Here is a 15,293-nt window from a genome sequence, read left to right on the forward strand (position 1 = left end):
ATATGATAGAAGATTGTAATGAAACATTAACTTTAGTCGTTCCAAAAGAATTTAGTTTTCAAGAAAACTTACACTATTTATCGCGTTCTACAAATGAATGTATGTTTCATGTTGAAAACAATAAAATCTATAAAGTCATTCCCATCCAAGGAATAAATCCTTTAGTTGAAATTAGTATGAATACTGATGGAAATATTCAAATACGTTTTTTAGGAGAGTCATATATCTCTAAAAAATGGATCCGCGATGCTGTAGCTACATATGTAAAAGAGTGGTTTGATTTAGATACTAATCTAGCTCCCTTCTACAAATTAGCTAAGCATGATCCACTCCTTCAAAAACCCATTAAAGAGTATTATGGACTTCGTACTTTAGGTATTCCTAGTTTATTTGAAGCACTTTGCTGGGGGATTATCGGCCAACAAATTAACCTTACATACGCCTATACTCTAAAAAGAAGATTAGTCGAACAATTTGGTGATTATATAGAATGGAACGACCAAAAACATTGGATATTCCCATCACCTGAAGTAATAGCAAATCTAGATGTAGAAGATCTCGCAACATTAAAAATGACTACAAGAAAGTGCGAATACTTAATTGACATCGCGCTGCTCATTACAGAAGGTAAATTATCAAAAGAATCTCTATTACAAATACAAGATGTGAAGCAAGCTGAAAAACAATTAACTAGCATTCGCGGTATAGGGCCATGGACGGCCCACTATGTTTTAATGCGCTGCTTGCGATTTCCTTCAGCCTTTCCAATTGACGATGTTGGCCTGCATAATGCTATCAAATTTATAACAAGCTCCGAAAAGAAACCAACTAAAAACGAAATAAAAGAATTTGCAGCAAATTGGATACATTGGGAGTCTTACGCGACATTTTATTTATGGCGAGTTCTATATTAATATTTTCTAATGAAAAATAGATAGGTAAACCTATCTATTTTTTCACATGTAAAAACTTCACACATACTGGTTCTGGAACATTGATTCCTTTCAAAAAGCATGAATTTACAAATATTTTGTAAACAGTATATCACTTTACCTTGTATTTTTTAGTATAGAAAAGAACCAAGTAGCACTTCATTACTACTTGGTTCTCTTTTTAAGCTTGCTCTTCAAATCGTCTTGCGATTTCTACAATAACTTGGACAGCTTTTTCCATAATATCTACCGAAACATACTCAAATTTACCGTGATAGTTTTCACCACCAGTGAAAATATTTGGCGTTGGTAATCCCATATACGATAATTGTGACCCATCTGTTCCACCACGAATCGGATGAACATTTGGCTCAATATTTAAACTTTTCATTGCCTCATAAGCAATATCAACAATTTCTCTCACCGGTTCAATTTTTTCAAGCATATTATAGTACTGATCATTCATCTCTAAAACAATTGCATCTTCACCGTACTTCTCTTGCATGTTTTTCACAATATCTTTAATATTATTTTTACGTGCTTCAAAATGATTACGATCAAAATCTCGAATGATATAATAAGCTTTACTTTGCTCAACATCACCATTTAAAGAAAGTAAATGATAGAATCCTTCATAACCTTCTGTATATTCTGGTGCATCTTCTACTGGTAAATGTCCATTAAACTCCATAGCAAGTTTAGTTGCGTTACGCATTTTGTTTTTCGCTGTTCCAGGATGTGTATTCGTTCCGTTAAACGTTAACTTAGCACTTGCAGCGTTAAAGCTTTCATATTCTAAACCACCTAATGGACCTCCGTCCATCGTATAAGCAAATGATGCACCAAACGCTTCTACATCAAAATGCGATGGTCCACGGCCAATCTCTTCATCTGGTGTGAATGCTACTCTTATTTTTCCGTGCTTAATTTGCGGATTATGTATTAAATAATTCATTGCGACCATGATTTCTGTAAGACCAGCTTTATCATCTGCTCCAAGAAGTGTTGTACCATCAGTTGTAATAATTGTATGTCCTTTATATGATGGTAATTCTGGGAACTGTTCAGGTGTTAACACAACATTTAATTCTTCATTTAACGTAATCGCATTACCATCAAAATTTTCATGAATTTGTGGTTTTACGTTTTTCCCTGTAAAATCTGTTGCTGTGTCTAAATGAGCTAAAAACCCTATTACAGGAACATCCTTATCTGTATTAGCAGGAAGTGTTGCCATTACATAACCATTATCATCCATCGTCACTTCTGATAACCCAATCTCTTTTAGCTCTTTCACTAATAACTTACCAAACTCAATTTGCCCTGGTGTTGTTGGCACTGTATGACTTTCTTCATTTGATTGTGTATCAATCTTTACATATCTCGTAAATCTTTCAATAAGTTCTTGTTTCAAATTCGTTCACTCCTTTTATATTTCTCTCTCTATTATAATCCTTAAAACGAAATATTTTAACTTTTTTGACTGTGAAGATATATATTCCATTTACATTTTTAACAAATCATCAAAAGACATAATATTTGCACATTAAAATCCAAACATGTAATATACATCATTATATATTGGGAGGTTTTAAAGATGAGGCTAACTCTCTTTCGCTATTTTCTTTTTTTCTTAGGATTAATTTTCTTTGGACTTGGAAATGCTCTCGCAGTCAAAGTTAAATTCCTCGGTTTACATCCTTGGGAAGTTTTAAATATGGCTCTATACCAACGATTTGGGTGGACAATTGGTACTTGGAGTGTCATATGTGGATTATGTCTCGTTCTTATCTCTTTACTAGTAGATCCAAAATATATAAACGTAGGTACATTTTTAAATGCACTACTTATCGGTCCTATTATGGACTTTTTCTTACAATCAAATATCCTTCCGCATGCTACTCAGTACCTATGGATAAACTTACTGATTTTATTTTCTGGCATTGTAATCACAGGCATCGGGGGCGGTATGTACGTTGCGGCTGGGATTGGTGCTGGACCTCGCGATGGATTCATGCTTACCATTTCTGACAAAACAGGGCTGTCTATTAGCCGGGCTCGAATCATTGTAGAATGTTTTGTACTAGTCATTGGATACATGCTAGGTGGTCCTGTTTTTATCGTAACTTTTCTATACACTTTTATTCAAAGTCCGATATTTCAGTACTCATTTAAGATATTTCAAAAACTCTTACATACTTTATATAACAAAAATAAAGAGCAAATCAGTGAAAATATATAAAACTCAACTTAATACAAAAGAGTGTGTTTTAAAAGTAACTTTTAAAACACACTCCATATACCCCATTTTATTCTTCTCTCCATAATCTCTCTACATTTATTAATTGCTCTTCTTTAAATTCTAGCTTATACACATCTGGTTTTGATGTATTCATTAAAAATTCAAACCCATATTGATTATCAAAATAGTTCATCATTTGTGTCATTACAAGCCCATGTGTACCAATTACAATTTTATTCCCCTGAAAATCCATCAATATTTCTTTTAATACTCTCACTACTCTTCTCTGGCAATCTACATATGATTCTCCCTCAGTTAGTGAAAACTCTGGCTTTAAGAACATCTTCTTTACAAGTGGATACACCTCTTTATCTGATATAATCTTATCCTCACTTGAAAACCTACACTCTTTGAGATTTTCATATATTAATATTTCTTTTTCATAGAAATCGGCTGACTTTTCTATCGTTAGCATTGCCCTCTTATACGGACTTGAAATGAAAGTGTCAATTCCCTCTGTTTTTAATATCTCAGTTACTCTATGAGTATCTAAAATTCCCTTCTCAGTTAATCCGCGTGTTCTTTCATCTCCTTCTAATTTTGGTGATTCACCATGCCTAACCATATAGATATATGTATTCATAATTCCTCCTTGTAAATATTTATAAGTTAATTACTTACTTTAATCGCTGCCGTATCAAAACTTAAGTACAATCAAAATATTAATTCATTCTTCTTTTATGAACTTAGCTGGGCTGTTCGTCTAACCCACTCCCAAACTAAACTTTCAAATTCATAAGAATATACGTTCTCATTTTACATCTTTTCAGAACCTAATTTCAAATCTTAATTTTCAGAATATAAATACAAAAAAAGATTCCCTATGAGTTTATCTCCTCCAAGGAAGCTTTTTTATATTTTTTTATCCTATCAAAATTCGAAACTTCGCTCTCCTCTAACTTCATTACACCCTATTCTTCTATTTGCATCAACACAATTCTCCAACCATCAGGATCCGCTATAGTAATACCCTTTTCTTTCCAATATGGATTCTCAGGTTCTACTTCATCGTATCCCATTGCATACAGCCTCATACTCACTTTTTCTATTTCATTATATTCTCGCATATAAAATACAAGTAAATTATCTTTTGTTGGAGCTGGACACGGGCTTCCATCTATATGTTTTGTAAATTCTAGATGATATTCTTCATCCGGTAGACCGAACATGACTCCATCGTAACCATCATGATTATTAAACTCACCTATCCGCTTTAAACCCAGTCCCTTTTCATAAAATGTTATTACTTCTTCAAACTTATCTGTTGGACGTGCTATTCTAAACTTCACCCATTTTACCATAATTCCCCCTCCATATTAAAAACTAATTACTGTATTACATATTATTGTATATAATTAACTCTTTTCTTTAATCCCTCATTAGTATGAGAATAGCTACATACAAAGGTCTTACTTAATACTCTATAATAACGAAAAACTCCCCTCATCTAGAGAGAAGTTCCCATCATTTTATATACAATTTTGTATCTCCGCTTGCAAATTACTAAAAAATCTTTAAAATTTACAGGATGACTAAATATACAAATGATATCTACATTCCTTATAAACTAAAAATTATTAACTACAACACTTTTTAACTTTAAGAATTATCTCACTATTCAATCCTTTCCTTATAAGCATGCTTTTTATAAGGAAATCTGATACAATCCTTAAGTAATATTATTATGTATAAATATTAAGAATTATATACTTAAAGAAGGTGATCCAATTGAAATTAAATAAAAATTTACAACTATGTATATTAATCGCTACATTGATATGCTATTCAATCTATTTTATGTTTTTCTTTCTGTTCCCTACTCATTTTTCAAATTTCAATGTACGCTTCGCTTCACTCATCGTTGAAGCCATTACATTTATATCACTAATTTACTCTATATATTCTAAAAAAGTTAGTTCAAACCCTTTTTGGATATGTATCACAATAGCAATTGGTAGTTTTTTATTAGGAAAAATAGTATATACGTATCAAGATACCTTTTTCGAAATTCCAATACATCATTTTACTATTTCTGATGTATTTTACATGTTTTTTCTATTCTTCTGCCTTATCGCTTTCTGCTATAAAATCTTAAAAGAATGCAATAAATGGGAAAAAGCTTTCTTTATTTGTGATATATGTATAGTACTTACTTCCATATTCACATTAGAATGGTACTTATTTAATCAGCCAGATTTAAATGTATTCTCTCTTTCACTTGGAGATGTTTTCCTTTCATTTCTATATCCAATTGCAGATCTATTATTTCTTCTATTAGGTCTTAGTCTCTTTTTCCGCCCAACAATTTTTAATTCCCAAAGGAAAATTTATATCTTTATTTTTGTATTAATAAGTTCTGCAACTTTTAACTATATTTATTTCTACTTAAATAGCCATTTATCAAATGATACTATAACGTTATTACGTCTTTTATATAGAATACCTATATTACTTATCGCGATAGCTGGTTCTATTTCAGAAGATTATAATAGCCATAAAAATTATTTCATTGTAAATCCTATACTAGGAAAGAAAGTTTTAGTCGTATTCCCCTATCTTGCTGTTGCAATACTAATCGGGTTTACACTAAAAGAACAAACATCATCTTCAACTCTCATTACAGGAAATTGTATCGCTTTTGTTTTCGTACTTATCCGCCATTCTATTGTGCGTATGCAAAACGACAGCCTAACAAAACGTTTACAAGCATTTAATACTCAACTAGAAGAAAAAGTTACTTTACGGACTTCTGATTTAGTTCATCAATCAGAGGCTCTGTCTCAGAAACAACAAAAATTCAAATCATTATATGAGTATCACCCTGATCCTATTTTCACTATTGATTTAAATGGAATATTCTTAAATGTAAATAAAGCAGGAAGTATACTACTCGGAGCACCAACGAACGAGCTACTTGGTGAGACATGTTTTTCGATCATTTTAGATGAGGATAAACATAAACTGGTAGCTGCATTAGAAAAGGTTAAACAGCAAGAATCAGCATCCTTACAACTTAGTTCCCAATATAAAGATGGCTTTACATATTTTTTATACGTTACCATCGTTCCTATTATGATAGATGGACAAATTTCAGGAAGCTATATTATGGTAAAGGATATTACTGCACTAAAAAAACAACAAGAAGAAATAAAATATTTGGCATTCCACGATACTGTAACGAAAATTGGGAACCGAGCCTTTTTCCATAAGAAATTAAGAAAAGTTATAAAAAATGCTGAAACAACAAAAGGTGAATTTGCATTATTATATTTAGATTTAGATCGTTTTAAAGCTATTAACGATACACTTGGACATTCGGCAGGTGATTCCATATTGGAGGAAGTAGCAAAGCGACTCCAATCATGTCTTTCATCAGGTACTCATGTATCAAGAATCGGTGGCGATGAATTTACAATTTTAATTGAAAACTATACTGATCGTGATTCCTTATTCCAGTTATGCAACCAATTATTTGAAGACATGAAAAAACCGTTTGTCATACATGAGCATAAATTAACTTTATCACTTAGTATCGGCATCGCTATATATCCATCTGCTGGAATCGATACCGCTACACTCTTAAAAAACGCTAATGTTGCAATGTATGATGCTAAGGAAAAAGAGCTTAACTCCGTCTCTATTTATGACGATGTAATTGCTAAAAAAATCGAAAGACGATTACGATTAGAAAAAGATTTACCAAGCGCAATTCAAAATGAAGAATTGTTCCTTTTATATCAACCTCAAGTTGATAGCGAATCTAATAAAATTATCGGTGCTGAAGCTTTAATCAGGTGGAACCATCCAGAATTAGGTGTTATTTCTCCATATGAATTTATTCCAATTGCTGAAGAAACACTGCAAATTATTCCAATTGGGAAATGGACATTGCAACAAGCTTGTCAGCAAATGAAATGTTGGCATACATCTGGCTATTCTCATTTAAAAATAGGAGTAAATTTATCTGCTAAAGAATTTGAGCAAGAAGACTTTGTAAATTCTATTTCTTCTACTTTAGCAATTACAGGCTTACCAGCAAGTTCCCTTGATCTAGAATTAACAGAACGAATTGCAATGATGGATGAGAAAGAAACATTACTAAAACTACGTACACTAAAGAATTTAGGGATTCACATATCAATTGATGACTTTGGTACAGGCTATTCTTCATTAGCATACTTACCTTTATATCCAATCGATACTTTGAAAATCCCGAGAGAGTTCATTACAATGTCTGAAACGTGTGAGGATGGAAAAGAAATCATTAAAACGATTATCACATTAGCACATACATTAGAAATGTCAGTTATTGCTGAAGGTGTAGAAACGAAAGAACACGTGAATTTCCTCCAAAAAAATAAATGTCAGTTTATTCAAGGTTACTATTACAGTGAGCCTATTCACGCAGGGGAATTTTGTAACCTACTAGAAAACGGGATATATACTATATAACTCGCAAAAATCACGTATTGACTTCCTTCGCTGCTATAGTCTCCTCATGCATCAGTGAAGAACACATCTGGAGAAAATTTAAAATGAATACAATAAAAAGGAAAGAAGAGTCCATCTCCTCTTTCCTTTTTATATACTTTGCAATTTTTCATTTCCTCCACATATCATTTATTTAAGTCGTTATTAATACATTGATGATAACAGACTTATACGAAATGATATGAATGGGAGGGAACTATGTGCACTACAATAATTCAAATGATAAACTTTATAAAATTACTCCACTATCCCTCTTCAATGTAAAAAATGAACTAAAACAAAAAAGCACCCACACTACTAATATCATATACAGACTTACGAAAGAAGAAGAAATATTAATCCATACGATTAAAGAGCGAACCAAATTACTGAATCGAAATAACGTCACAAGAACGAAGGCCTATTTTCAATTTTATATAAAATACCCTGAAATACATTGGGCACTGCTTGGACATATGGTATCACGTAATGGTGGTTGGAACATGACAGATTTAAAAGGGGACCTATATACGAAGTTATTATCTGAGAAAGATCAATTTATTTTCTTTTCTTTTTTAGAACGAGGAAATTGGCTTATCTTTCAAGATGTATACCCACAATTTTTACTATACGAGTATAGTGTAAAGGAATCAAAAAACCTTTTTCACCTTCTCTCCCACCTCAATGTTTCAACATTTATGGAAACGATGTGGAACTTTTTTTGGAAAACTGGAAATAAAAAAACATTAGCAATCGCAACTATTATTAACGAGCAAAACTACTTAGAAAGAAGAGTCATTCAAAATGAATACTTCAAAAAAAATGTACTAAATAGTATTGGATTCAAACTGTTTGATTTCTTTCAGTTCAATCATATCCTTTTTCCCTTTTACGAAAGTAAAATGAATCCTAAAACATTACTTATTGGTGACACAATGAAACACTTCACTTCACTACATGAACGAATATTACTTGGAAAAAGGTTATACGCATTATTATTTCATGATGACCGTACTTTATCTCAAGTTACACATTGGGCAGGTACTCACCCTCATACAGGCTCACGAAAAGATTATTGGCCACATTTATTTTCAAGTGTAAATGAATCCTTTTCACGAGAGTTTTATAAACGAAGAATAAAGCGATGCCAATTAAAGAAGGATTCATATCGTATATATAGTCCTGCACTTATTTACGCATGGAAAAATATAGAACACGAAGAAACAGAACATGAAGATTGGTTTAACGACTGGCAAATAATTCACTATTTAACCGATAAGGAGGAAAATATAAATGGACAAATTACAGAAGACTACTGCAAAACACTCGAAAAAATTGAACTCGCAATTCTCGCAAAGAAAAATGTCCTCCTTCGAGAAGAAGAATGATTTTCTAGCATTAGTAGTTACAATCTTTCTCTCTTCTATTATTGGAACTTGTTTAGATGCTTTCTTTGTTAATAAACAATTATATTCATTTCCAGTTAGGCCCTTCTCATCCACATTTTCAGTCAACATTGCTTTTACGTTGTTCGTACTGCCAATTTTAACAGCCTCGTTTATACAAATGTCAAAAAAATTTTCTACAGTTTCTAGAACTCTATTTATTATTTCAATAGGCGTTTGCGCTAGCATTTTTGAGCAAGTTGCTGAGAGATTAGGTTTATTTATACATAGTACGGATTGGCAGCATATTTATTCTTTCTTTGGATATATCATTTTCTTTTCTCTTATTTGGAAATTTTATAATTGGATGCGAAAAATAAAGAGACCGTCTTTATAACGGTCTCTCCTTATGCATAATCTTCAGTTACTCCAACTGAGCGACTTTGAAGACTTTTAGATCGTAAACGATATGCAACTACTTTCTTCTTATATTGCTTTATTACATCAACGTGTTCCTCATAGCTATATATAGAAAATCTAATCATTTTCTTTCCTTTCTTCGTATCAATAACTAATGGTGTTCCTTCTCCTTGCGGCGGAAAATAATGTTTATCTAAAAATAAAGCCTCGTTAAATTCGTGAATAACTTGAAGTTTCATTTCTCCTTCTATGTTTTTCCCATCTATCGTTACAGTAGTGTTTTCTTCATCAAGTTTTTGATGTAACTCAAATCTACTAATAATTGATTCTACAACAGAAGTTGGCATACTAGAAACTAGTACTTTAAGAGCACCAAAAATAAATAACGTAACTATAAACCATGTTGTCACTTTAATCATCCCCATTACTTTCTAAAATGAGTAGTGTTATACTACTTATTACGATTCATTGATTTTTAAAATAAAAATTTCATTCCATAAGGCACTAATATACTAATTAGTACCCCCGTTACAATCATCGTTACCGAACCGATAGTTGCTTCTTTCTCTCCTTCTTTCACTAGACGACTCACACCAATGATATGTGATGCACAGCCCATCCCAACTCCTTTTCCAATCGTACTTGTTATACGGAAAAGCTTAAGTACTGTCGGTCCTATAATAGCACCTGTTATTCCTGCAACAACTACAAAACTAGCTGTCATAGATGGGATACCACCAATTTGATTGGCTAGCGAAATTGCAATAGGCATCGTCGCTAATTGCGGTATAGTTGTTAATATAAGTTCCTTATCTATATTCAACATTTCCCCAATCACTACATTCAAACTTATTAAAGCCACTATACCGATTACTACCCCTACAAGTATTGAAAAGAAGTTTTTCATAAGTATCTTTCGTTCCTTAAATAGCGGTATTGCTAAAGCTACAATCGCAGGACTCAAGAAGCTAGAAAGAATATCTCCCCCATTCTCCTTATAATCTTGATGAGAAATCCCGAAAGCAAGGAATATGCAAATCATAATTGCCGTAGCTGTTAAAACCGGTAAAGTAAATGGAAACGTAAATTTTTTATATAACTTTGTCGCCAATAAATAAATCACTACAGTAATAAAAATTAAGACCATTTGAATAGTGCACCTTGTCGTTTTTATTTTTTAGATGTTATTAATAATTGACTTACATAGCCTGAAACAATCAATGTTACTAAAGTACTTACAACAACTAGGAAGAACATACTACTACCCTTACTTAAAAGAAATGAGCCATATTCCATTAAACCAGTCGTCGAAGGAATTAAAAATAATGGTAAAAATACTATTAGTTTTTCTGCACCTATCTCAAACCATTTTAATGGCAAAATACGAGTGGAAAGAAGAAGAAAAAGGATTAACATTCCTATTAAACTTCCTGGCATAGATAGATGAAATACTTCCTGAATCCATACACCAGCCAAACTAAACAAATATAGCACTCCTACTTGAAGTAAAAGCGTCAAGAACTTCAACTGCTTGCCCTCATTTCAATACTAGATTTCCCACACCTATAACATCTTTATCATCAAATCTCTTTTAAAGTCTCCGCGAGTCTTGTAATCCCAACCTGAATTTGTTCTACATTCGCTCTCCCAAAAGTAAATCGTATATATTCACTTTTCGAGCCTAGTACACTTCCTGGGACAAATGCTACTCCATTTTGAATAGATTTGCCTAATAAATGATATTCGTCAAATGAACCTTGAACTTTACACCATAAATGTATTCCGCCCTCTGGAACGAAAAACTCAACTCGGTCCCCTAATATTTCTTCAAGACTTGCAATTAACTCATCTCTTCTTTTTTTCAATTGTCCACGAAGCATTGTAATATGCGCATGAAAATCCTCTGATTCTAAAAATTGATTTGCTACCCACTGTGTAAATACACTATGACCGAAATCAACTTGCTGCTTCGCATCTGCTAAACGTTCTATTACGCGCGTAGGGCCAATTATCCAGCCAATACGTAATCCTGATGCAACAATTTTTGATAATGAACTTATATACAGAACATTTCCATTTTGATCCATTGATTTCAATGTTGGATTCACTTCTCCATTAAAAGAAGTTAAACTATATGGATCATCTTCTACAATCGGTATACCAAATTCAGAAGATAGTTCTAGTATCTTTTTACGTCTCGCCAATGAAAGCACCGTTCCAGTTGGATTTTGATAATCCGGATTTAAAAAAATCATACGAATGCGGTGCTTTTTGTGCAGATCAATTAAGTCATCTGGATTCATACCGTGCTGATCTACAGGTAAATGGAATATTTTTACCCCTGCTGATTTAAACATCGGCAACGAAAAACAATAGGATGGATCCTCAATTGCAATCGCATCTCCAGGCTTTAACAAACATTGAACGATAAGATTAAGTGCCTGCTGAGCCCCAGATGTAATAAGAATAGAACGTGAATCAGCTTCTATTTGTTTATATTGCTGAACATGTATTACGATTGTTTTTCTTAGCATTTCATTCCCTAGTGGGTGATCATAACCGAGGTTTTCCATAAATGTTTGTTCTGATAAAATTGTTCGAAATTGACCAGTCGGAAATAACTCTGGTGATAATTCGCCACTCGCTAAATTGATTAAATCATCTTTTTGTGTTTCCGTTCGAATTTGCTGAACAAGTGGTAAATTAGGTAAAAACGATCCATCCTCTACGTATCTCCCCCAATTTGGTATACGTTTATGTGACACACCCCATATGTCTGTATTTACCCGCGTTCCGCTTCCTTTTTGCCGTTCTACTACCCCAAGTGATTTCAATTCTTCATACGCAGCTACTATCGTACTCCGGTTTACTTGTAATTCCTTTGCTAACTTACGTTCAGAAGGTAACTTACTATTAGAAAGAAATTCACCTGAAGAAATGCCTCTTTCAATATAATCAGCGATTTGTTTATAAACAGGAGTCTTATCTGCACGATTCGGTTTCCATTCCATCTAGTTCCCCCCTTTCAAAACTACCGTCCCTCATTCACTAATAACAGTATTCACTGTAATAATAGTATTAATCACTTTCATCATATACAAACTCTATAAAATAACGACCGCATACCACGTAACTCCTACAAGTAACCCTAAAAGAAGGATGACATAGATAGCAGATAAATTTTTCACATTCCTCTTTGTAGACTTACCATAATTCTCTTCCACATTTCGTGCGACTAGTACGGTCCCAAACAGTGATACAACTACAATAATAACAACTAGTGAAATTGCAAAACTCATTGTCTTTTCACCTCTCTAAGGCCAGTCTATTTAAACAAAGGAGATATATAAAAAGCGTCCTCCTTAAAGCATCAATACAGTACTACCTTTCTTCTCTTATCATAATAGAAGTTTGCAAAAAACGGACCAACCACTTTCAGGTTTTTTTGCTCATCCACTTTAATAATAAAAAGCAACTGATCTTTCTTATCAGTTGCTTTTTTCACAGAGTTATTTATATTCATTTTCACTTAAAATTAATCCGATTTAAAAGTTTGGTCTTTTCATAATGAAACATCGATTGAGATAACTCAAAAATGGTTCCATTTACAAGATGAACTGTATTTTCAATAAGAAGTGCCGGATCACCTTCATTTATTTCTAAAAGCTGTGCATTTTCTTTATTTACTTTTTCACAACTAATAACTTTATCGGCAAAGCCAATATTTAATCGTAAATCTTCAATGAAATAACTGTATACAGAACTTAATGCTATTTCTTCATTCAAATAAGGAATGATATCTTTTTTGAAATAACTTACTTCAATAGAGAATGGTTTCCCATCTACAATTCTTAAGCGCTTCAAGAAATATAACCTAGTCCCCATTTCACATTGCATCCGCTTTGCTATCTCTTCGTCTGCATCTATTACTTCAAGCTCTAACACTTTCGTTTCAATATTTTGTGAAACGAGATTTTTCGTTAATCCACGCAAACTGCCTAAATTAATGTAATCTGTTACAGAAGTCTCGCGTAAAAACATCCCACTACCTTGTACTTGAAAAATATAGCCTCTATTCACAAGCTGGCTAATTACTTTACGTATCGTATTGCGGCTTACTTCAAATCGATTCATCAATGCCTCTTCTGTAGGTAGTTTTTTCGTTTCATTAAAAAGCCCATCTCGAATATCTTGCTCTAACACATCTGCAATTTGTTTATACTTTGCACTCATACACTTTCTCCTAAAATACTCTTTTATCTGTTATAACTCTTCTCCTCTCGTTTCGATCACATGCTTATACCAATGAAACGAAAGTTTCTTCTTACGTTTTAAGTTATCATTATGATCGACAAAAATAAAGCCATATTGCTTTTTATATCCATTTAGCCAACTTAACAAATCAATAACTGACCATGCATAATACCCTTTTAAATTAATCCCTTCTTGAATTGCACGCTTCATTACTTTTAAATGCTCTTCAATGAATTTAATTCTCGGAACATCTACAATTTCTCCGTCAATGATTGGATCTTCATCACCAAGTCCATTTTCCGTTACATACATCTTTATGTCACCGTAGCGTGCTTTCAACATATGCAATCCATCTAAGAAACCTTCGGGAGATATTTCCCATCCCCATTTTGTATATGTTTTATCATCCATTTTAACAGTTCGATAAAAACCATCAAAAGAAGGATTACCCGGAGCAAGTGTTGAGTTTTCTCGAGAATGTTCCTCATTCTTTATATCCATATCATATCTTTCCACTCGTATCGGTTGATAATAATTCAAGCCAATAAAATCATTTTTTTCGGCATTTTGTTTAATAATTTCAAATTCTTCAACCGTCCAATTAGGAGTCCATCCTTTTTCCTTTAATTCCTGCACAACATAAGACGGATACTCACCTTTTAAAACTGGATCATAGTACCAATACATTTCATATTCATTCGCATGATTTGCTGCTAGTATATTTTCTTTTTGATCATCCACACTATAAGCAGGTAAGAATACATGCGTAATGCCAATCTCTCCATATTGTTTCAACTGCTTGTACACAGCAACTGTTTTTGCATGTGCATAAAATACATAATGAGTCGCTTGAAAATACTTTGGAACATCATTTTGTATTCCAGGTGGATGTGCACCTTTTAAGTACCCTAATCCACAAAACATCACTGTCTCATTAAAAGTAATCCAATGTTTCACTCTATCACCAAACGCCTTAAAACAAATCTCTGCGTATTTTACGAAAGCTTCTGCTGTACGTTTATTCGTCCACCCACCATCTTTTTCTAAAGTTAATGGTAAATCCCAATGATATAAAGTTACAAACGGTACAATCCCGTATTTTAAACATTCATCAATTAGGTTGTTATAAAATTCAATTCCTTTTTCATTTACCTCTCCATCTCCAGTCGGCAATATTCTCGCCCAAGAAATAGAAAAGCGATACGATTCTAATCCCATCTCAGCCATTAAGCGAACATCTTCCTTATATCGATGATAATGATCAACAGCTACATCACCATTTGTTCCATTGTATGTTTTGCCAGGAATTTTTGAAAACTCATCCCAATTCGTAACACCTTTCCCATCTTCATTCCATGCACCTTCTACTTGATAAGAAGCTGAAGCAGCCCCGAATAAAAAATCATGTGGAAACTTCATAGTATATACCTCCGTTTCATTACAATAAATTAAATTTATCACTACATATAAAATTTATAGGTACAAATTTTATATGTGTAATTATATCGCAAGTTTCGATTTTTTCCTATC

At 32.9% G+C, this 15,293-nt stretch carries 15 protein-coding genes; 5 read left to right on the forward strand and 10 right to left on the reverse strand.

All coding sequences use genetic code 11. From position 1 onward, the window contains the following. Positions 1 to 2 precede the first annotated feature (2 nt). Complete coding sequence (locus ACTFQM_RS13735) at positions 3 to 914, forward strand: DNA-3-methyladenine glycosylase 2 (RefSeq protein WP_440034852.1); 912 nt, start codon at positions 3 to 5, stop codon at positions 912 to 914. Between the two features lie 199 nt (positions 915 to 1,113). Here the strand turns inward: ACTFQM_RS13735 and pepT are convergent, their stop codons facing one another. Beyond that, positions 1,114 to 2,346 carry a peptidase T gene (gene pepT, locus ACTFQM_RS13740; RefSeq protein ID WP_440034854.1) on the reverse strand — a complete coding sequence of 411 codons (1,233 nt, stop codon included), beginning with the start codon at positions 2,344 to 2,346 and terminating at the stop codon, positions 1,114 to 1,116. A 183-nt stretch (positions 2,347 to 2,529) separates the two neighbouring features. Between pepT and ACTFQM_RS13745 the strand changes: the two genes are divergently transcribed. Continuing rightward, on the forward strand, positions 2,530 to 3,174 hold the full coding sequence (locus ACTFQM_RS13745; RefSeq protein ID WP_440034856.1) for a YczE/YyaS/YitT family protein: 645 nt from the start codon (positions 2,530 to 2,532) through the stop codon (positions 3,172 to 3,174). 67 nt (positions 3,175 to 3,241) lie between these two features. Here ACTFQM_RS13745 and ACTFQM_RS13750 read toward each other — a convergent pair whose 3' ends face one another. Together ACTFQM_RS13750 and ACTFQM_RS13755 are read right to left on the reverse strand one after the other, a co-directional pair. Further along, entirely contained in the window at positions 3,242 to 3,817 is a 576-nt protein-coding gene (locus ACTFQM_RS13750; protein ID WP_440034857.1) for a histidine phosphatase family protein, read from the reverse strand. 328 nt (positions 3,818 to 4,145) lie between these two features. Next, positions 4,146 to 4,535 (reverse strand): VOC family protein, encoded by a 390-nt coding sequence (locus tag ACTFQM_RS13755; RefSeq protein ID WP_440034859.1) that lies wholly within the window; start codon positions 4,533 to 4,535, stop codon positions 4,146 to 4,148. Between the two features lie 427 nt (positions 4,536 to 4,962). Between ACTFQM_RS13755 and ACTFQM_RS13760 the strand changes: the two genes are divergently transcribed. The 3 genes from ACTFQM_RS13760 (at position 4,963) to ACTFQM_RS13770 (ending at position 9,486) form a co-directional block, all read left to right on the forward strand. Beyond that, the gene (locus tag ACTFQM_RS13760) at positions 4,963 to 7,686 is read left to right on the forward strand and encodes an EAL domain-containing protein (RefSeq protein ID WP_440034860.1); all 2,724 of its coding nucleotides are present in this window, start codon (positions 4,963 to 4,965) and stop codon (positions 7,684 to 7,686) included. Positions 7,687 to 7,925: 239 nt separating this feature from the next. After that, positions 7,926 to 9,092, forward strand: coding sequence for a DUF2515 domain-containing protein (locus ACTFQM_RS13765; RefSeq protein WP_440034863.1), 1,167 nt, complete (start codon positions 7,926 to 7,928; stop codon positions 9,090 to 9,092). After that, positions 9,067 to 9,486 carry a CBO0543 family protein gene (locus tag ACTFQM_RS13770; protein WP_440034864.1) on the forward strand — a complete coding sequence of 140 codons (420 nt, stop codon included), beginning with the start codon at positions 9,067 to 9,069 and terminating at the stop codon, positions 9,484 to 9,486. The genes ACTFQM_RS13765 and ACTFQM_RS13770 overlap by 26 nt, the downstream gene beginning before the upstream one ends. A 10-nt stretch (positions 9,487 to 9,496) precedes the next feature. Here ACTFQM_RS13770 and ACTFQM_RS13775 read toward each other — a convergent pair whose 3' ends face one another. From ACTFQM_RS13775 to ACTFQM_RS13805, 7 genes are all read right to left on the reverse strand, one after another. Further along, the gene (locus ACTFQM_RS13775; protein WP_440034865.1) at positions 9,497 to 9,919 is read right to left on the reverse strand and encodes a YfmQ family protein; all 423 of its coding nucleotides are present in this window, start codon (positions 9,917 to 9,919) and stop codon (positions 9,497 to 9,499) included. 65 nt (positions 9,920 to 9,984) lie between these two features. Then, positions 9,985 to 10,656 carry an LrgB family protein gene (locus ACTFQM_RS13780; protein WP_002173036.1) on the reverse strand — a complete coding sequence of 224 codons (672 nt, stop codon included), beginning with the start codon at positions 10,654 to 10,656 and terminating at the stop codon, positions 9,985 to 9,987. Positions 10,657 to 10,679: 23 nt separating this feature from the next. Further along, complete coding sequence (locus ACTFQM_RS13785; protein ID WP_048371567.1) at positions 10,680 to 11,036, reverse strand: CidA/LrgA family holin-like protein; 357 nt, start codon at positions 11,034 to 11,036, stop codon at positions 10,680 to 10,682. 53 nt (positions 11,037 to 11,089) lie between these two features. After that, entirely contained in the window at positions 11,090 to 12,520 is a 1,431-nt protein-coding gene (gene pdxR, locus ACTFQM_RS13790) for a MocR-like pyridoxine biosynthesis transcription factor PdxR (protein ID WP_440034867.1), read from the reverse strand. 93 nt (positions 12,521 to 12,613) lie between these two features. Further along, positions 12,614 to 12,808: a hypothetical protein gene (locus ACTFQM_RS13795; RefSeq protein ID WP_212936882.1), complete on the reverse strand. Its 195-nt coding sequence runs from the start codon at positions 12,806 to 12,808 to the stop codon at positions 12,614 to 12,616. Positions 12,809 to 13,034: 226 nt separating this feature from the next. Further along, positions 13,035 to 13,742, reverse strand: coding sequence for a GntR family transcriptional regulator (locus tag ACTFQM_RS13800; RefSeq protein WP_440034869.1), 708 nt, complete (start codon positions 13,740 to 13,742; stop codon positions 13,035 to 13,037). 30 nt (positions 13,743 to 13,772) lie between these two features. Next, complete coding sequence (locus tag ACTFQM_RS13805) at positions 13,773 to 15,182, reverse strand: glycoside hydrolase family 1 protein (protein WP_098988361.1); 1,410 nt, start codon at positions 15,180 to 15,182, stop codon at positions 13,773 to 13,775. Between the last annotated feature and the right edge of the window lie 111 nt (positions 15,183 to 15,293).

The organism is Bacillus cereus group sp. MYBK30-2 (assembly GCF_051915945.1).
In the GTDB taxonomy this organism is placed as follows: Bacteria; Bacillota; Bacilli; order Bacillales; family Bacillaceae_G; genus Bacillus_A; species Bacillus_A paramycoides.